A 19,294-nucleotide genomic window follows, 5' to 3' on the forward strand; every position below is an offset into this window, starting at 1 on the left:
ATGCAAGTGCCCACACAGATTGCTTGGCTTGATATATTGTTAAAGAACGTTTGCTTCGTTTCCCGAAGCGAGGACGCGCATTCTACACGCCTCATTTTTGATGTCAACCGCTTTCGAAAAGTTTTTTTGTTTTCCTAAGCTTTCTGTTGCCATCGGAGGTTGTTATCAGAAAGTTAAGCACTCTTTATAGGTGTTTAACTTTCGATTTTAGCTAAAGGAGCTGTTTCTATAACTTTACCTTTTTGCTAACCTCGCTCCCTTTGCTGCTCAACTGGCTAAGTGCTTGTTGTTGCTGCCGTGGAAGTGGTGCGAATTATAGGGCTCAAAATAATTTCAGCAAGCACTTTTTTCATCTTTTCTTGGTTTTTTGCATCAACCGCAGAAAAATCATCCAAGTTGGCGTAAGATTAGTCTTAATATGTTTATTTTAACGCCTTTATCCGGAAAGGCGGTGTGATTTAAAGAGGTACTTCGTATGGCACTAAGTAATCGAGGACGTTCATTTAAAGGGAAATATCCTGTTCTAGGGGAGCGCGTCTATGTGGACCCATCGGCAGTAATCGTTGGTGACATTGAAATCGGTGCCGACTCGAGTATCTGGCCATTAGTTGCAGCTCGTGGTGACGTCAATCATATTCGAATTGGTGCGCGTACTAATGTACAAGATGGGAGTATTCTGCATGTCACGCGGACGGGCTATGATGATCTCCATGGTTTTCCATTAACCATTGGCGACGATGTCACCGTCGGCCATCAAGTGATGCTGCATGGCTGCACGGTTGGTAATCGAATTCTTATCGGTATGTCAGCGGTCATTATGGACGGCGCCGTGGTGGAGGATGATGTGATTATCGGCGGTGGCTCGCTCGTGCCACCAGGTAAACGTTTAGAGAGTGGCTTTCTTTATGTTGGCAGCCCGGTCAAAAAGACACGCGCCCTGACCGATGATGAAAAGACGTTCTTAACTAAGTCTGCAGCAAATTACGTTATTCTCAAGGATGATTATCTCGCTGAAATTTAGGTTCAGGCAGCTTTAACGTCTGCCTCTGGGAAACTGACAACGAATTTCTCCTTGTACAAAGCGGCGGATATCAATTGATTGTTGATAGCCGTCGCGATAATCAGCCTCTAAGCCAACAATTCGCGCACACTCACCATGCCGACAAATACGTAGTGTTTGACCATCAAAACTCGCTTCACCTGTTATGGTTTGCGTTGGTCGATCTTTGCGCTCAACAGTAACAGGGACCTCAAAACCAATCACTGCCGTAAAAGCTAGCGGCTCCGCTTGACGCCATCCTGAGCTCAGGTGGCCTAGTGGATCTGGCATCATGCATTGAACGATTTCACCATAACGCGCCGTTGCCAGTCGTTGTTGTAATAGTTCACGCTCTTTATGCTCTTGTTCTTGCCGTGCTCGTTCCTCAATTGATGCTAGCTCGCGTCGGCGTTGTTCAAGACGAGCTTGCTCTTGTCGCGCTTCTAGTTTCTGCTCAGGTGTCAATGCATCCCATTCATCATCACTCATACCAAGAGGATTCGAGCTACAAGCCCAAAGTAGGGCGGTCATCATTACTATTAAAGCCATTTGGAGAAAGCGCATCGCTAGTTCCTACTCCTGAGAAATTGATCACCTTTGGGCACAAGGGTGCATCTGAAGTTGACACTGCAAGTTAGTCTACGGATAAAAATTAGCTGATTTCCTAATGAAAATCACGTGATTTCAGGCGGCTAACCGGTAAAACGTCACTGAGATCCCGCATATCTTTCGCAATCACATGGACAACATCCCCGACAATTTCGACAATACCATGGACTCTAAGTAGTCGCGCCTTGAGCCATTGTCGCCGTTGCTTACGCGCGAGATCTTGCCACAGCACGACATTCACGGTTCCGGTGTCATCTTCTAAAGAAATAAAGGTGACACCGCTGGCGGTGCCGGGTCGCTGACGATTGGTCACTAAACCAAGCACAGTAACGCACTGCTGATGGCGTATGTAAGGAAGCTCGGTGGCTTTATAGTGTTTCGGCAAATGACCGTTTTCTTGAAGTAGCGCAATCGGGTGCTTGCCGAGCGTTAAGCCAAGGGCTTGGTAGTCTTCTTGCATAGTCGCCAGTGCATCCGGCTCCGCAAGTTGGTAGTCGTTACTTGGTGCTTGTTGAACACTAAGTAGAGATAATTGACCCTCTGCTTTAATTTGTGACGACAGATGCGTTAAATTCCAGCGCGTTTGATAACGGTTGCCGACCAGCGCGGAAAAAGCACCGGCACTCGCCAATGCCTCACGAGTGGATGAACTTAAAACATGTTCTTGGATTTGTATCTGGAACTGATCAAAGTCGCTAAAGCCAGAAGCTGGTCGATGTTGTAGAAAGTTTTCCAGCTCTTTTCTTTGGATACCTTTAATTAGTCGAAAACCTAAACGGATGGCCGGTTCACCGGAGTCTCGAGGAATGAGCTGATGATCCCATTCACTCTTATTGACACAAACCGGTAGCACTTCCACCTGATGTCGGCGGGCATCTTGAACTAATTGTGAGGGCGAATAGAAGCCCATGGGCAAGCTATTCAGTAGGCCAACATAAAAAGCCGCGGGGCAATGACACTTTAACCACGATGAGGCATAAGCGAGGTTCGCGAAACTAGCGGCGTGAGATTCAGGAAAGCCGTATTCGCCAAAGCCACAGATTTGTGCGAACAAACGTTCGGCAAATTCTTGCTGATAACCACGCGCTAACATACCGCTGATGAGCTTCGCCTCAAACTTCATTAATGTACCTTTGCTACGCCAAGACGCCATGGCCCGACGTAGGGCGTCTGCTTCGCCACCACTAAATCCTGCGGCAACCATAGCTAACTTAATCACTTGCTCTTGGAAAATAGGGACACCCAGGGTGCGTTTAAGTACTTCGGCGACTTCTGGACTCGGATACTCAATAGCTTCTAAGCCATCGCGACGACGTAAATACGGATGCACCATGTCGCCTTGAATCGGCCCCGGGCGCACAATCGCGATTTGCACCACCAAGTCATAAAAACAGCGCGGCTTTAGTCGCGGTAGCATATTCATTTGTGCGCGCGATTCAATCTGAAATACCCCCATGGAGTCTGCACGTTGCAACATACGGTACACCTCCGGGTCATCTTGGGGAATACTCGCTAATGTCTGCGTTTGCTGATAAAACTCAGGCAGTAGCGCCAGCGTCTTACGAATTGCGGTCAGCATGCCTAAAGCCAGCACATCCACTTTCAGTAAGCAGAGCGCTTCAATATCATCTTTGTCCCATTGAATGACCGTCCGTTCTGGCATACTGGCATTTTCAATGGGTACTAAGTTACTGAGCTCGTCTTTGGCGATAACAAAACCACCCACGTGCTGAGAAAGGTGACGTGGAAAACCTAAAATGGTCTCGGTCAATTGAATCAGATGAGCACCCAACGGATGATTCATCAGACCCATTGCCTGCAGCTGCGCTTGCCAACCATCCTCACTGTCGCGTCGGTCTAAACGATGAATCCATTGTTGAATCTGTGCTTGGGCAAAACCAAGCGCTTTACCGACATCACGCAACGCACTGCGAATTCGATAGGTGATAACCGTCGCTGCTAGCGCTGCGCGATGACGACCATACTTCTCATAAATATACTGAATCACTTCTTCACGGCGTTCATGCTCGAAATCGACATCAATATCCGGAGGCTCATTGCGCTCCCGTGAAATAAAACGTTCAAACAGTAGCTGTGATTGCGCAGGATTCACGGCCGTAATGCCCAAGCAGTAGCAGAGCACCGAGTTCGCAGCGGAGCCTCGTCCTTGATGAAGAATGCCGCGCTGGCGAGCGAAAACAACAATGTCGTAAATAGTTAAAAAGAAGTGCGCAAAGTTTAACTCGGCGACTAATTCGAGCTCGCGTAGTAACTGCTCTCGAATCGCTGCCGGCGCACCCTCAGGATAACGCCAGCGTAAGCCTTGTAAGCCCAATTGGTGTAAATAGCTATCCGCAGTAAAGCCTTCCGGCACGACTTCGGCGGGATATTCATAGCGCAGTTCATCGAGCTGAAAGTGACACTGTTTGGCGATCCGCTCGCTTTCGGCTAACCATGGGGCAGGGAATAAGTGTTCCAATTCAGCGCGAGAGCGTAAGCGCCGTTCGGCATTCACGTGCCGCTGCCAACCTAACTCAGTTACTCGCTTTTGCTGCTGGATCGCCTGCAACACATGTAATAAGGGTAAGCGCTCAGCATGATGCATTAACACCCCCCCAGCGGCAACGATAGGCCAATCAAGCTGTTTCCCCAAACGCCTTATGCTGCGCAAGGATTCCGTATCTGCACTTTGCAAATAGCGATGCGCCAACAACCAATGTCGCTGTGGAAAAGCAGTAGCCAGCGATGTTGAAAATGCTTGTGCAGTTTCATTTTTTGGTTGCCACAACAGCAGACAGTCATCGAGTTTATTTTCAACAAGTTGCTGGCCATGGAAATGGTAGCTCCCTTTTTCCGCTGCTCGACGACAGCGACTGATCAGCGCCGATAACTGGGAATAACCACGGCGATTCATGACTAACAGCACAAATAATCCGAGCTCGTCACAATGAAACTCGCTGCCGCAAATGACGTGTACCGCATGATCTTGAGACGCTTTCCAAGCTTTCACGACACCCGCCAAGGAGCATTCATCGGTCAAGGCTATGGCACGGTAACCGAGTGCTGCCGCCTGTGCCACAAGTTCAGTCGGTGACGAAGCGGCGCGGAGAAAAGAGTAATGACTTAAACAATGGAGTTCGGCATAGGGCATTAGCTGAACCATCCATGCAAATACCAGTGCTGATGGCGGTAATCATAAAATAACCAGCCCTGACGACCGTCGTGATGTTGCGCCTGCCAATAATCGCGTGCACCATTTCCGTTTTGCTTCTGCCACCAAGGCGATGCGTAACGCTCAGGGCCTTGGTGCAAATGCCATTGGCGAATATCGACCGGCAATGGTTGTTCAATAAGCCAAGGTGGCCGCTTTTCAAGTTCGGTGTTGCCCAGAGCAGCTCCAGCTGGAGCTCGCTGCCAACTTAACTCAGTCAAGTATTCGTTCACAGTTTGCACACCGAAAACCTGTTGCTGTCCAAGTCTTAACTGCAGCTCATTCAGCAATTGCGCCAGCGATTTCGTTGCTGTTCGCGGTCCTTGGAGTAAATCGCCCGCCTCATGTTGGCGTGGCTGCAGCTGTTTGGCTTGTAGACCAATCTCCAAAACGGGCGCGAGAAGTTGCACCGCTTCCATTTTCAATTGACAAAAACGTAGTAGGGCTTCTGCTTGGTAACCGCCATGGGCTAAACCAACCTGAAGCTTGGTCACTCGCTCATCGCGATGGTAAAAACTGAGTAGTAATTGTCGTGTTTGTTGCTGCCTCCCTTCTAAGAAATGTTCGAGTTCTTGTAACAGTCGCTTCAACGGAAAACTGAGTGCCTGCCAACTTCCGGCTTCGGCGAGCAAGGGCAAGCGCTGAGTAAACCACACTGGCGGGCTGAAATAACGCAGCGTTTCTTGCTGCTCACCTTGAATTCGAGCCAGCAAAATGACTAACTCCTGACCCAGGCGCCGACCAGCGACCGGCCGAGGGATCGCTTGTAAAGCACCTAACGTGTGAATTCCCATCCGTTTTAATTTTTGTCTTAACACCGGCGAGCAGGGTAGGTAATCAATCGGAACATCGGCTGCTTGCTGCATGCCTGACAAGGCTAATAGCTTGGCAACTAATGGCGTTTTTCCGGCACCATGGCGATAACTGATCTGCCATGGCTGTAACTGCAACTCGAGTTGGGTAAGGCTATGCTGCAATTGCGGATAGAGTTTTTGCATCGGCTTGGTGTCAAGCCACAAGCCAGCAGGAGAGTCGAGACTGATCACCGCAAAGGCATGGTATAAGTCACTGGCCAGATGGTGCAGCAATGCCCGCTGCTGCGTTTCACGGTAAGGATAAGGCTGCAATTGCTCGGTTAATGTCCAAGCATCTGCGAGAGTCATGCCCACGCGAATTCCGGCGCGCTGCGCCAGCGGGTTCATTTGCACAACCAGCTGTTGCTGCTCGTCATACAATACGGCAACTTGCCGCTGCAAGTCCGGCTGAATGACTTGTAGCCGCTCTAGTTGTAAGTGCGGTAGTGTGACGTACAACCACATCGAAAGACCTCACTTTCCCGGCCACTGTGGTAACGGTTGCCGCGCTAAACGTAACGGCCAGCCGCCGGTACGCTTCAACAGTTGCCATTGCACTTGACCATTCTTCGTCACACCATCTTGGCTGAAATGGACGCGCAGCCGCGTCGCATAACTACGAGCTTCCTCAGCTTGCCAAGGACTAACAATAAAAACATAAGCGCCGCTTTCTGCTGCGGCCAAATGGAGCCGACGAATAGCGATGGTTGATGGTTGTTCCGCCCAGAGCAACAGCACACCGGCTTGACCACTATGCAAAATGGTTTCGGCTGCCCACAGCGCGTCTGCTGGTCTTGCTGGCGTCAACACAATGTGTTTTGCTTGTTCTCGTTCCGACTCCGCCAACGGCAATTGCGCTAAGGCCGGAGCGTACGGCACCGCCGGTGGTGAAATCCAAAAGATCGGACGCTGTTGCTGCGTCGCACGCATGAACGCCGGAGCCACTAGCGCCAACTCGCCAATAAAGCATTGCGGCACTTGTATTTCATGCAGGCGCTGGGATTGCCAGCCACCACCAAGCGCCTGATCCAACTCGAACTGACCTGTTGTCACAAAACTTGTTTGATCCGCTGCTGCGTGAGCTTGTTGATTGCCGAGCCAAAGCGACCCGCGGTCAAATAATTGCTGTAACGGCGCCTGCATATAACCACCATAAACTACTGTATATTTATACAGTGTAGTGTATGCGATTTTATTTTCTTTGCAAGGTCTTCTGTAGTTATTGCGAAGTTACGGTATGATAAATAAAAAATAATAAGATCGGCGGAGATAACCACCATGCTACGATTTTTGCCCGGACCGTTTAAACTTGTCATCAGCTTTCTTTGGGCTGGTTTGTCGACCTTATTGATCGGACTTACCATCATTGTCTTAGGTCTATTTAAATTCCTCATTCCAATTCCTGCGTCACAGCGTTTTGTCTCTCGCATTGCCAATACGGTTTTTCGTGGCTGGGCGTATGCTATGTCGTTTATGTTTCGCCTTAGCTACCCGGTGAAATGGCAAGTTGAAGGCGACTTACCGAACAACCCCGAAGGCTGGTATTTAATACTGAGCAATCACCTCAGTTGGGTGGATATTTTGGTCATGATGCACCTTTCTCGTGCGGATTTACCGATGCCGCGATTTTTCCTCAAGCAAGAATTATTCTGGGTGCCGGTGGTGGGTATTGGCTGTTGGGTGCTCGACATGCCATTTATGAAGCGTTATAGCAAAGAGCAAATTGCCAAACGTCCTGAGTTACAAGGTAAAGATATCGAAACGACGCGGGAGAAATGTGAGAAGTTTCGTCATATTCCGACGACAGTCATTAATTTCTGTGAGGGTACACGTTTAACACCGGTCAAACATGAGCAGAAGAAAAGCCCCTATCGACACTTACTGCCGCCAAAAGCCGGTGGAACCTCATTTACCTTGCAAGCTATGGGTGAGCAGTTCCAAGAGGTGCTCGACGTCACCATGATTTATCCCGGCTATAAAGCAGGGGATCCTATCGTCGGGCCTTTATTACGCGGTGAGCTGAAAGAAGTGTATGTGCATATCGATCGCATTCCGGTCACTCCGGACTTACGCGGGGATTACTTTAACGACCCCGAGTTTCGTGAACACTTTCAAGGCTGGTTAAATGAACGCTGGTCCTTGAAGGACCAGCGCATTGAGAACTATTTGAACCGAACCCATTAAGCGTCGGTCGACTTCGGCCGCGCTTCTTCTTGCTCAGCATGTTCCGGTGAGGCGAAGACATTTTTCAGCTCTCGGACATCAACACCACTTGGGTGCTGATAGACCCGCAAGCCAAACTCAGGAATAATCGAGTAGAGGTGGTCAAAAATATCCGATTGAATTCCTTCATATTCAACCCATGCTGTCGTCGCTGTAAAAGCATACACTTGCAGTGGCAAGCCGTCCGGTGTTGGCGCCATTTGCCGGACCATTTGGATCATATCCTGATGAATACCGGGATGGTTTTTCAAATAGCAGGAAATATAAGCTCGGAACGTACCAATATTAGTAATCCGTCTCGTATTCACTGGAGCCTTACCATCCTCGCGTAGCTCTGAATTCCACGAGTCGATCTCTTCTTGTTTCTCTCGTAAATAAGTCCGCAGCAATCGGAAGCTTTGCAAATGCTCTTTCTCTTTATCGGTTAAGAAACCGATACTCTGCTGATCAATGAGCAGTGTCCTGCTAATCCGACGTCCGCCTGACTCTTGCATGCCCCGCCAGTTTTTGAACGAGTCGGTGATGAATCGTCGAGTAGGGATAGTCGTTATAGTTCGATCCCAGTTCTGTACTTTCACCGTATGCAAAGCGATATCAATGACGTCACCATCGGCGTTTAACGCGGGCATTTCAACCCAGTCACCTACGCGAACAATGTCATTTGACGAGATTTGCATGCTCGCGACCAAAGACAATAGGGTGTCTTGGAACACCAGCATAAGTACGGCAGCCATCGCGCCTAAACCAGAGAGTAAAATCACTGGTGAGCGGTCAATCAGTGCCGCGATGATTAAGATTGCTGTGACGGCATAAATCAGGATTTTTATGACCTGAATGTAGCCTTTAATCGGCTTTAAGTGAGAGTCTGGCCGTCGCTCATAAATGGTATTAACGACCGTTAAAGCGCCGTTAATTGCTAGTGCAACCGTGAGGATTACAAAAGCATTGGCAACGTTTTGAATAATCGCCACCAACACTTCCGGTACTTCTGGGACAAAAACAATACCTGCCGAAAGCACCAACGCTGGAATTACATTGGCCAATCGCGCGATAACGGTTGAATTCGCTAGCGTTTCGTCACGGCCAGCAGGGGTAGCCCGCAAAGCGCGCATCAGGCCGCGCACCAACATGCGCTTGACCACCGCATTGCTCAACCAAGCCAGCAACAACAACACAAACAAACCCACAGCCATATATAACTGTGGGTGCTGTTCTAACCAAGCGGTGGACGACTGCCAAAAAGCTGTCACATCATCCATGGAGTGCTCCTTGCTGCTCGTAACGCGTCAATTGCTGTACTGTTAGTCTTTCTTTTCAATCAGATATTTTGCCAGAGCCATGTACTCTTCGAAGAAGTTATTTGAGTTCTGGAAGCCAGTTTGCAGCATTTGGTATTTACGGTTTACGACATAAGTTGGTGTCGCGCTAACGCCAAACTGTTGCTGCAGCGAGCGCATGCGGTTGCTTAAACTGGTCACGGCAAAACTGTTAAACGCCCGGTCATAGGCCGCTTCTTCGACACCTAAATCGAGCATAATTTGCTTCGCTTCAGCGACTGTATTGACAAAACTATTACGCATAAAGTGACGCTGAAAAACGCGCTCAACAAATTGCTCTTCAATACCCAAAACAATTGACGTCGCATGAATGCGTTGGATATTGTCGCGCATCGTGACATTTGGCACGACTAAATTGACATGGTGTTTTTTAAAGGCATCACCGAACTCAGCTTTGAGCATGTCACTGAAACCGGCAAAGTGATAACAGGCATTACAATACAAAGAAAAGAAATCAATAATTTCCGGTGAGCTACTTGGCGTATCGCCGATCACGCGATAATGCACACCTTCTTGGAAGTTCTGTGCCGAGACTGGCGTCAAGGTCATCACTACAGCGCTCGCAAGCGCAATCAACCACTTTTTCATGTTCAACATCCTACATTAATGAAATTCTGAATTGCTTCGATTATGCCGGTTTTAAAGTCCCGACTGCAAGTTTAGTGGCGGCTCAGCGAACGCAGAGAGCTGCTCTTTGAGCGTCAGAATTTGCTGCTCCCAATAACGCGGCTCGGCAAACCAACTAAAACTACGAGGGAATGCAGGGTCGCTCCATCGCACGGCTAACCAGGCCATATACTGAATGATTCGAAAAGCTCGCAAAGGTTCAATCAAGGCGAGTTCTTTCGGGTCAAACTCACAAAACTCTTCATAACCGGCTAATAAAGTTTCGAGCTGCGCTTCTTGTTGATAGCGCTCGCCCGAAAGCATCATCCACAAATCTTGAATTGCCGGCCCTTGTCGGCAGTCATCAAAGTCGACCAAGGTGAGTCCTTGATCACTCCAGAGCAAATTGCCGATATGGCAATCACCATGCAACCGAATATGCTGATAACGCGACCAATCGACTTTCAAGATCTGTGCAATCACTGGCTCTAAAATCGCCGCCATGGCCGGCTTCAAGCTCTCCGGCAAAAGAGCACAGGCTAGCAATGTTTGTTGGTGTTGTCGCAGTAATTCTGTTGACACCAGCGGTGGGCGGTGGACAAAAGGTTGCGCTTTGCCGACTTGATGTAAACGACCAAGATGGCGACCGAGATCTTCCAACTGCTCCCACTGCTCAGGCTCCAACGCGCGTCCGCCAACACTGGGAAACAACGCAAAGCGGTAGCCATGCGTTTCCAATAGCGTGGTTTGAGGGCTCTCGAGTGGTAATCGCAACGGACAAACCACCGGAATTTCAAATGCTGCTAAGTCGTAAGTAAAGGTATGTTCTTCAAGGATGGCATCCGTTGACCAACGCCCCGGACGATAGAATTTCGCCACATAACGCGCCACTTCGCCGGCGCTATTCTCCGCCAAGAATTGATAAACTCGGTTTTCATAACTATTCAGCGCAAGCAGGCCTGAGGTTGGATAGAGGCCAGCGACCTCTATCGCATCGAGAATCAAGTCAGGTGTTAAATCCTGAAAACTAAAGTCAGCCACTTCCGCTCCTTGGCGTTGGGTGAACTTACTGATAAATGAAGTTGGTATTCACCGTCCGGCGGATACGTGCGTCCTGTTCAGAGGTGATTTCGAATGTCACTTCTTTCATCGGCACGTCCATGAAATAAGGGTCGACCGCCAACGTAATTGGCAAGCTTTCTGTCGACTCCGGCGCCAGCTCGATTTGTTGTGGCCCGTACCACTGAATATCTTCAATGCCAGCAGCCGAAATAGTGAAGGTTTGCGACTCTTGCGACTTATTACTAATGCGCAAGGTATAAACGTTTTCAACCCAACCTTCAGCATTCAAGCGATACAAGGTATTGCGGTCGCGAATCACATCAAACTCGAGCGGAATCCGCAAGACGATATCCAACACTAACAATGCAGACAGTACCACTAATGCAGCGCCATAGCCCACGCTTTTTAAACGGAAGACCTTGGTTTGCCCACCTTCGAGACGCCGTTGCGTGGTAAAGCTGATGAGCTGCTTGGGATAGCCCATCTTGTCCATGACATCGTTACAGGCGTCAACACAAGCACCGCAGTTAATACATTCGTATTGCAAGCCGTTGCGGATATCGATGCCGGTCGGACAAACTTGTACGCATAAGTTACAGTCAATACAGTCGCCTTTGCCGATACTCGCCGGATCGACTTTACGCTTACGCGGCCCGCGCGGTTCGCCGCGCTCTTCATTATAGGCGACGATATAGGTGTCTTTGTCGAACATGGCCGATTGAAAACGCGCATAAGGGCACATGTGAGTACACATGACTTCACGCATCCAGCCCGCATTACCGTAAGTTGCGAAGGTGAAAAACAAGACACTTCCTGTAGCCCAAGCACTTGAGTTCAGGAGCCAAAAGTCGGTAAACAACACGCGGATATCGGTGAAGTAGCCGACAAACGTCATCGATGTCAGTAGCGCGATAATGATCCAAACTGCATGTTTGGCAAATTTCCGTTTGAATTTATCAGCATCCATTGGCCGCTCATCAAGCTTCATGCGTTGATGTCGGCCACCCTCGATTTTGCGTTCAAACCACATAAAGATGAACGTCCAGGTGGTTTGGGGGCAGGTGAATCCACACCACACGCGGCCAAATAAAGTGGTGATCAGGAACAAGGCAAACGCGGAGATCATGAAAATCCACGCGAGAATGGTAAAGTCTTGCGGCCACAACGTCATACCAAATATACGGAAGCGTTGCTCCATAATATTGAACAAGATAGCTTGCTCGCCGTTCCAAGTCAGCCACGGGAGCACGACAAACAGTGCCATCAACGCAAAACCAAGCACGCGGCGGGTCGTTTCAACTTTGCCTTCGGCTTCACGCACGTAAATATGGTTTTTCCCGGGCGGCTTGCTGATGTCGGGTTTCTGAATATGAACCGCTTTTTTCGGTGGGGCTTTTTGCACCGTAATCGGTTGAGCTTGATGCTCGGACGACGTGTCGTTTTGAGGGGGGTGAGAGCCGTTCTTCGTATTTACCACGTTGAATCCTGCCATCTAAAAAGAGAAACCCGAGAATGGCTCGATTATACGCCCATTCTCGGGAAATAGCAGGCCGGTGTGGCGATCTGGATCAATCATTATGCAGGTGGCGTTAGCGTTAAAAACGACGCTGCAATACCAAAATAAATCAAAACCCCACTCGCATCGGCTATGGTTGTTACCAAGGGTGCGCTCGCGACCGCAGGATCCCAACCAATTCGCTTTAAAATAAAGGGCAATGAGATACCAACAAGGCTGCCAACAAGCACGATACAAATCATACTCAAGGCCACAATGGGAATAATGACAGCGTCAACACGGAAAAACGCGACTGCGGAAATCGCTGCAGCCATGGTCACACCGAGACCAAGCGATACCACAAGCTCTTTACCCAGCATGTAAAACCAGTCTTTCTTCTCAACATCATTGGTGGCCATACCGCGCACAATCAAGGTCGCAGCTTGAGCGCCGGTATTACCGCCAGAAGCAATCAAGAGCGGCAAGAAGAACAACAATGCGATATGGGTGGCAATCGTGTCTTCAAAATACATCATACCTAAGCCGGAGAAAATATTGGCAAAGACCAATAAAACTAACCAATTAATCCGACTGCGGTAAATGAGAAACGGACTCGCATCTTTAATCCCACCTTCAAGCCGGCCAACCGTTGCCGATTTATGAATGGACTCAGTATCTTCTTCTTCGACAACGTCCATCGCGTCATCGAACGTCACCATCCCAATAAGAATGTCGTCGTTGGAAACGACTGGAATCGCAATTAAGTCGTAACGACTAATGATCCGTGCCGCTTCAGACTGTGGCATATCTGGTTTCAACACCACAACGTCACGCGTCATAATGTCTTCAATTGTTTCCGTTGGTGCAGCCGTTAAGATTTCCCGTAACGACAAAACCCCTTGCAATCGATGGTCCTTATCGACCACATAGGTTTGATAAATCGTTTCTTTTTCGGGTGCGCTTTGGCGCAGTCGTTTTAGCGCGTCACCGACCGTTCCACTAAGAGGAATAGAGGCGTAGTCGGAGGTCATTACGGCGCCGACGGTGCCTTCTTCATAACTTGCCAAACGCAAGAGATCTTCACGCTCACGCTTCGCTAAACGGCGCATCACTGCGTCCTGAAGTTTGACGTCAAGTAAGGCGTACACGTCCGCACGTTCATCCGACGACATGTCTCGGAAGAGTTGCGCGAGTACACCGACCTCCATATGGCTGGCTAAGTCTTCTTGGTTATTGGGTCGCAAGTAACCGAAAACTTCAGCCTGTTGCTCGCTAGGCATTTTGTCGAGCAACGCCAAGGCACTATAAACTTCAAAGTTTTGGTCAATATATTCGGCAATATCTGCTGCTGGAATTTCAGCGAGTGCCGCGGTCAATTCTTGGTCATCACCTTGAGCAACGAGATCGATGAGATGTTCATAACCTTCATACGTCATTTTTGCTTCTCCCTTCTTGCTCTAGGCTATCGGCCGCGCGGACTAAAACTGAATGCGAAAAATAAAGTGTGGTCTCGGCCTGAGTCAAAGTCAGTACGCATCAAGGAAACCGTTAAACTTGCATTGGCAATGACTTGTGATAACAAGGCACCCACCTGCCAATTTGTGCCACTGCCTTCAATATGAAACACTTCCGCAAAACCCGTTACGTGGCGATTAAACTGTTGCTCGAGACCGATACCCGATGTTGTTCGAGTTTTCGAAGCAACGTTGTCTTGTTGCAACCCAGCATTCACATGCACCATTGTCGAATGGCTCAGTTGGAAGCTTACGGGAACGTTCACATAGTAACTCGGCACCCGTTTAACGGGGTCGGAGTCAAGCGCAAACGTAGACCCTAAAGCTAACGCAACAGCGCCACGTTGCTGATCAAAGCTGCCTAACAACGTCTTCGCTTCGGTGGTTAAATAATTCTGCGCCGACTGCTGATAGGGTTTCCAGCGCTCATAAGCGAAGGTTAGCTCAACACCACTATCACCAAACTGGCAAACGGGCGCAAAATAAAACAGCGAATCGCGGCCATTGTTGCCGAACCAACTTTCAATCTCACAACGGTTCGGATCAACAATACTGGCGTCGTCAACCACCATGCTGGTTGATGCCAGCGCGAGTGAGGGCAGAGCAAAGAAGCCCATTAAGCCAAGAATACTTTTACGCATATCTAACTCCTCATGCGAGTGAGAGAGTGTTAGACACTACACGGAAAGGGGCAGTAGAAGGATCGAGATGTGGGATCTTTCAATACTGCAACTTTGCACAGACGCTCAAGCTCGGCAAAGTCGCAGTGACACTGGATCAGAGTAACTGGGACTTTAACGGACCTGAACGGCAAATTCGTCGTCGTGAACTGTCCAAGACTTACTCTCTCCATATAACAAATGAAGTGCTAATTTTAAAAAAGGGCTGCCCAACGGTCAACCCTTTTGCTGATGTATTAACCACTATGACATGAATTAAGTGCGTGTTGGACAAGAAAAATTGAGCATCCAGCTATCGCACGGTCGGAACTTGCAGTTTATCCGCATGTTCTTTGACAAAGCGGTCACTCATCAAACTTTCAAACTGATCATTCTCGCGGTAGATAAATAACGCAGCAATATCATGCTGATTCGCAAATGCGAGGCCTCGCTCTTCACCAAGAACGAGTAAGACCGTCGCTAATGCGTCAATTTCTGTTAGATTTTCGCCCAGCACATTCACCGCCGCCAGCCGGTGACGAATCGGGTATCCTGTGGTCGGATCGATCGTGTGGGAATAACGAATTCCGTCTTCTTCAAAGTAATTTCGATAATCGCCCGAGCCGACCATGCCAGTATTATGCAAGGGTAAAATATGACGCACCACTTGTTGATTTGCATTTGGTGCCTCAATACCTATTCGCCATGCTTGGTTGGCGTTGCGCTCACCGAATGCGATTAAGTCACCACCAATATTCACTAAATGGTTGTTCAATCCAATGGATAACAAGTACTCACTTACCGCTTGAACCCCATAACCTTTGGCAATTCCCGACAAGTCAACGAAGACATCGCGATGGCGGGTAATGGTTTGGTCAGCATCATTCAATTCAACAAAACGATAACCGACTTCTGCTAAGCGTTTTTCGAGCAAGGCGGAATCAGGTGCTGAGGTGACTCGACCCTCCGGCCCAAAGCCCCACAAATTGACCAAACCGCCGATGGTAAAGTCGAATGCTCCACCGCTCTGCTCGGCAATGTCGTAGCCGACGCGAAGTACGTAATACAGCTCAGGGGGGACCTGCACGGCCTCACCAATTGGGGCGCGGTTGACCGCCGTCAGCACCGAATCTTGACGATACGTCGACATTTGACGATCGACTTCATTGAGAACCGCTAAGACACCTGCCTGCACTTCTTCGTGATCAAAGTCGTGTTGGCTACCGATACTGACTTCAAAGAAGGTTCCAAAAATTCGACCTTCGAGAACCGTGGGCGTCGGTGGTGTACGAGGTGAACAACCGGCGATAAACATCACCGCGAGTAGAACGAGCCAACCAAAACGAATACCTTGAACCATACTCAGCCTCTTTTAATCGATGCTAGATAAAAAACCATAAGAGTAAACCGCCAAGAATCAGACGGTAAATGACGAACGGCTGCATACCAATGCGTCGGATAAACGCAAGGAAATAGTGGATACAGGCATAGGTGCTGATCGTCGCGACGACAAAGCCAACCAACAGGGTATCCCACGGAATATCTGTTCCATCACGCACTAAATCGACGGTCAGCAATAAACTGGCCGCGGCGATGATGGGGATGGACAACAAAAACGAGAAACGTGCTGCTGCGTCACGTGACAAGCCCAAAAACAGCGCCGCCGTCATAGTGATACCTGAACGAGACGTGCCCGGTATTAACGCGAGTGCTTGGGCAAAACCAATAATCAATACATCGCGTAGTGACAGCGAGTATTCATCGCGATCGCCGCGACCCTTCCAATCCGCCAAGCCGAGCAGCAAACCGAAGACGATCAGTGCTAAACCCATAACAACTTCAGCACGAAATAGACCTTCAGCCATGTCCTTCAGTAACAGACCCAGTACACCGGCAGGAGTCGTACCGATGATCACCCACCAGCCTAGTTTCGAGTCTTTTGTCGCTCCTTTACCACGCCAAGTGCCAAACCAATCTTTCAACATGGTGGCAATCTCGTGCCGAAAATAAACAATAACGGCAACCAAGGAGCCTGCATGCAACACCACATCAAAAGCGAGACCTTGGTAGACGTCACCTAACCATTGCCCTGCTAAAACCAAGTGGGCTTGGCTGGAAATAGGCAAAAACTCGGTAATTCCTTGTACGAGGGCAAGCCATACCGCGGTTATATAATCCATCGACTGTCCATTGATTCATCGCCAATAAAGCACGCTAGTTTAGCAGAACTCTGCAAGTTGAGACCAGAACTCGAGTAAGTACCTTTTTGAGCGATTTCATCGCGGATAAAAAAAGCCCGCCATGGGGGATGGCGGGCCAAGCTCACGGTTTGTTTAGGGGAACAACCGTTACGTGCACCCCAGGGAAACTAGGAGAGAGATTAGCGCCCCTGGGTGACAGTTTAATGACAGTCACGTCAATCTAAAAAATAACTAAGCGATTGAGCGAGCCGTGCGCGCAGCATTCAATACCGCCGCTAACTTGATTGAGGTTTGAATCGCTTGGGCGGACACACCATGCTTTACAAGCACGCCCACATGCGAATCAATACACATACCACAACCGTTCAATGCAGAAACTGCTAATGAAAATAATTCAAAGTCAGCTTTCTCGACACCTGGATTCGCCATGGCATTCATGCGCAAACCCGCTGGCATTTTCGCAAACTGCTTGTCTGAACAAAGGTGAACAAAGCGATAGTAAATGTTGTTCATCGCCATAAGGGTCGCGGCGATTTTAGCGGCAGCAAAGACGTTTGCTTCTACTTTGCCTTCCGCTTCTGCTTCAACTGCAGCGATGAGCTCTTTGTCATCCATTGCGTAAACCAATGATAATGCAGTGCCGTAAAATTGGTCGGCGGTTAGACCTGAAGAGTCCACGTTACCGAACAGGTTAGACAGGTTAAGCTTGGTATCTTTACCGTGATCACCAAGAAGTTGTTTGTAATCTGCAATCGTCATGTTGCCTCCAGGACGGAAATTCTGATTCTTAATGAAAGGGCAGCTCGTGCTGCCCTCACAGGTTACTCTGTGCGGAAACGCTTACAGAGTGTCGCCACCTAAGGGACGGTTACAAGGGCACAACTCATCGGTTTGCAAGCCGTCTAAAATGCGCAGGATTTCTGCTGGGTTACGGCCAACGTTCAACGCGTTCACAGAAACGTGCTGGATAACGTTGTGTGGGTCAACGATGAAAGTTGCGCGCAGGGCAACGCTTTCAGCTTTGTCACGAACACCTAAACCGTCAACCAATACGCCTGAAGTGTCAGCGAATGAGTACTGATTCAAACCATTCAGGTCTGGGTGCTCACGGCGCCATGCTAATTTAACGAATTCGTTGTCAGTGCTACCACCAAGAACAACTGCATCGCGGTCAGCAAATTCTTCGTTCAATTTAGCAAACTCAACGATTTCGGTTGGGCAAACGAACGTGAAATCTTTTGGATAGAAGAAGATAACTTTCCACTTACCTTCGAAGCTGTCTTGCGTGATGGTTTCAAATGCACTCACGCCATTTTCTTCTGGCATGTTGAAGCCAGGCTTCGCTGCGACTACAGAAAATTCAGGTAATTTATCACCGATAGTTAACATTTAAATTTCTCCATAATTTTAATTTAGAACCTAATCAAAAGCTCTTACCGTTGACTAGGACTGCTGCAAACTCACGACGTATGTTAGGCAATAATTTTCATTGGTGAAAACGAATAAAAGCTATTACTATAATCGAATAATCTGATTAGCTTTTGGTGAACGACAATGAGCAAGTTACCTAGTTTAAAAAACCTGACCTATCTACTCGCACTGCATCAGCATCAAAACTTCAATCGTGCTGCGCAAGCCTGCTTTGTGAGTCAGTCGACATTAAGTAGCGGCATTCAAAACCTTGAAGAACAATTGGGCTGCCAATTGATTGAGCGCGATCACAAGTCATTTTTATTTACCGGCATGGGCGAAGAAGTGGTGGAGCGGGCACGAGAAATCCTGACCCATACTGAAGAGCTGGTGAACTTTGCCCAAAGCCAAGGCAATATCATGGAAGGACCTTTGCGGATTGGCTGCATTCCGACCATTGGACCCTTTATTCTTGGCCCATTAAGCAAGGCGTTGAAACAGAACTATCCAAAGCTAAGCTTGTATATTCGCGAGGACACCACCCATCAGCTCATGAATTTATTGCGTGATGGCGATCTCGATGTACTCATTCTTGCCTTACCAGTTGATTTGCAAGGCAACCAGCAGTGGGTTGTTGGCAAAGACCCATTCAAAATGGCGCTGGTACCTGAGTTAGCCAAGCTTGCTGGAGAACCGGTGGATTACAACAAACTGCCGAATAAGAGTATTTTCCTCCTCGAAAAGGAACACTGCATGACAGGGCATGCGGTCACCGCTTGTCGTCTCGGTAACAAAGATAAGATTAATCCGTTCACCGCGTCGAGTTTGCATAGCTTGATTCAAATGGCCGAGGCCTTACAAGGCGCCACCTTTGTACCACAAATGGCAATTGACGCGGGGATACTCAACGGTAGTGATTTAATCATTACCGAACCCGGCGATGGTGAAGCATACCGTGAGATTGGTTTAGTCTTTCGACCGACCACGAGCCGCCGCCAGACTTTCCGTAAATTGGCCGAAGTGCTAGCGGAATTTTTGCCCATTTCGACATTAAACTAGTCGTGTTAAGCATAT

Annotated in this window: 17 protein-coding genes; 3 read left to right on the forward strand and 14 right to left on the reverse strand. The window is 48.7% G+C overall.

What is annotated here, in order from left to right:
* Positions 1-475: 475 nt before the first annotated feature.
* Positions 476-1,021 carry a gamma carbonic anhydrase family protein gene (locus LAT77_RS11750; protein ID WP_290564758.1) on the forward strand — a complete coding sequence of 182 codons (546 nt, stop codon included), beginning with the start codon at positions 476-478 and terminating at the stop codon, positions 1,019-1,021.
* Between the two features lie 12 nt (positions 1,022-1,033).
* Here the strand turns inward: LAT77_RS11750 and LAT77_RS11755 are convergent, their stop codons facing one another.
* The 4 genes from LAT77_RS11755 to LAT77_RS11770 form a co-directional block, all read right to left on the reverse strand.
* Complete coding sequence (locus LAT77_RS11755; RefSeq protein WP_290564759.1) at positions 1,034-1,603, reverse strand: hypothetical protein; 570 nt, start codon at positions 1,601-1,603, stop codon at positions 1,034-1,036.
* A gap of 100 nt (positions 1,604-1,703) precedes the next feature.
* Positions 1,704-4,811, reverse strand: coding sequence for an error-prone DNA polymerase (locus LAT77_RS11760; RefSeq protein WP_290564760.1), 3,108 nt, complete (start codon positions 4,809-4,811; stop codon positions 1,704-1,706).
* Positions 4,799-6,178, reverse strand: a complete 1,380-nt coding sequence (locus LAT77_RS11765; RefSeq protein WP_290564761.1) for a DNA polymerase Y family protein — start codon at positions 6,176-6,178, stop codon at positions 4,799-4,801. The genes LAT77_RS11760 and LAT77_RS11765 overlap by 13 nt, the downstream gene beginning before the upstream one ends.
* A 9-nt stretch (positions 6,179-6,187) precedes the next feature.
* Positions 6,188-6,856, reverse strand: a complete 669-nt coding sequence (locus tag LAT77_RS11770; RefSeq protein WP_290564762.1) for a hypothetical protein — start codon at positions 6,854-6,856, stop codon at positions 6,188-6,190.
* A gap of 135 nt (positions 6,857-6,991) precedes the next feature.
* On the opposite strand from LAT77_RS11770, the gene LAT77_RS11775 reads away from it, so the two are divergent.
* A complete protein-coding gene (locus tag LAT77_RS11775; RefSeq protein ID WP_290564763.1) occupies positions 6,992-7,897 on the forward strand; it encodes an acyltransferase in 906 nt (301 codons plus the stop codon).
* Here LAT77_RS11775 and LAT77_RS11780 read toward each other — a convergent pair.
* From LAT77_RS11780 to LAT77_RS11825, 10 genes are all read right to left on the reverse strand, one after another.
* The gene (locus tag LAT77_RS11780) at positions 7,894-9,195 is read right to left on the reverse strand and encodes a mechanosensitive ion channel family protein (protein WP_290564764.1); all 1,302 of its coding nucleotides are present in this window, start codon (positions 9,193-9,195) and stop codon (positions 7,894-7,896) included. The genes LAT77_RS11775 and LAT77_RS11780 overlap by 4 nt on opposite strands.
* A 42-nt stretch (positions 9,196-9,237) precedes the next feature.
* Positions 9,238-9,861: a thiol:disulfide interchange protein DsbA/DsbL gene (locus tag LAT77_RS11785; RefSeq protein WP_290564765.1), complete on the reverse strand. Its 624-nt coding sequence runs from the start codon at positions 9,859-9,861 to the stop codon at positions 9,238-9,240.
* Positions 9,862-9,912: 51 nt separating this feature from the next.
* The gene (locus LAT77_RS11790) at positions 9,913-10,920 is read right to left on the reverse strand and encodes a serine/threonine protein kinase (RefSeq protein WP_290564766.1); all 1,008 of its coding nucleotides are present in this window, start codon (positions 10,918-10,920) and stop codon (positions 9,913-9,915) included.
* Positions 10,921-10,945: 25 nt separating this feature from the next.
* Positions 10,946-12,310 (reverse strand): cytochrome c oxidase accessory protein CcoG, encoded by a 1,365-nt coding sequence (gene ccoG, locus LAT77_RS11795; protein WP_290564788.1) that lies wholly within the window; start codon positions 12,308-12,310, stop codon positions 10,946-10,948.
* Between the two features lie 206 nt (positions 12,311-12,516).
* Entirely contained in the window at positions 12,517-13,872 is a 1,356-nt protein-coding gene (gene mgtE, locus LAT77_RS11800) for a magnesium transporter (protein WP_290564767.1), read from the reverse strand.
* A 26-nt stretch (positions 13,873-13,898) separates the two neighbouring features.
* Positions 13,899-14,591 (reverse strand): hypothetical protein, encoded by a 693-nt coding sequence (locus tag LAT77_RS11805; RefSeq protein ID WP_290564768.1) that lies wholly within the window; start codon positions 14,589-14,591, stop codon positions 13,899-13,901.
* 331 nt (positions 14,592-14,922) lie between these two features.
* A complete protein-coding gene (locus LAT77_RS11810; RefSeq protein ID WP_290564769.1) occupies positions 14,923-15,969 on the reverse strand; it encodes an FAD:protein FMN transferase in 1,047 nt (348 codons plus the stop codon).
* Positions 15,970-15,991: 22 nt separating this feature from the next.
* Complete coding sequence (locus LAT77_RS11815) at positions 15,992-16,789, reverse strand: undecaprenyl-diphosphate phosphatase (RefSeq protein ID WP_290564770.1); 798 nt, start codon at positions 16,787-16,789, stop codon at positions 15,992-15,994.
* A gap of 252 nt (positions 16,790-17,041) precedes the next feature.
* Positions 17,042-17,569 carry a carboxymuconolactone decarboxylase family protein gene (locus LAT77_RS11820; RefSeq protein ID WP_290564771.1) on the reverse strand — a complete coding sequence of 176 codons (528 nt, stop codon included), beginning with the start codon at positions 17,567-17,569 and terminating at the stop codon, positions 17,042-17,044.
* Between the two features lie 81 nt (positions 17,570-17,650).
* Complete coding sequence (locus LAT77_RS11825) at positions 17,651-18,199, reverse strand: peroxiredoxin (RefSeq protein ID WP_126793194.1); 549 nt, start codon at positions 18,197-18,199, stop codon at positions 17,651-17,653.
* 165 nt (positions 18,200-18,364) lie between these two features.
* Between LAT77_RS11825 and LAT77_RS11830 the strand changes: the two genes are divergently transcribed.
* Positions 18,365-19,279: a hydrogen peroxide-inducible genes activator gene (locus LAT77_RS11830; protein WP_290564772.1), complete on the forward strand. Its 915-nt coding sequence runs from the start codon at positions 18,365-18,367 to the stop codon at positions 19,277-19,279.
* Positions 19,280-19,294 lie beyond the last annotated feature (15 nt).

This window comes from Aliidiomarina sp., assembly GCF_022565475.1.
GTDB lineage: Bacteria > Pseudomonadota > Gammaproteobacteria > Enterobacterales > Alteromonadaceae > Aliidiomarina.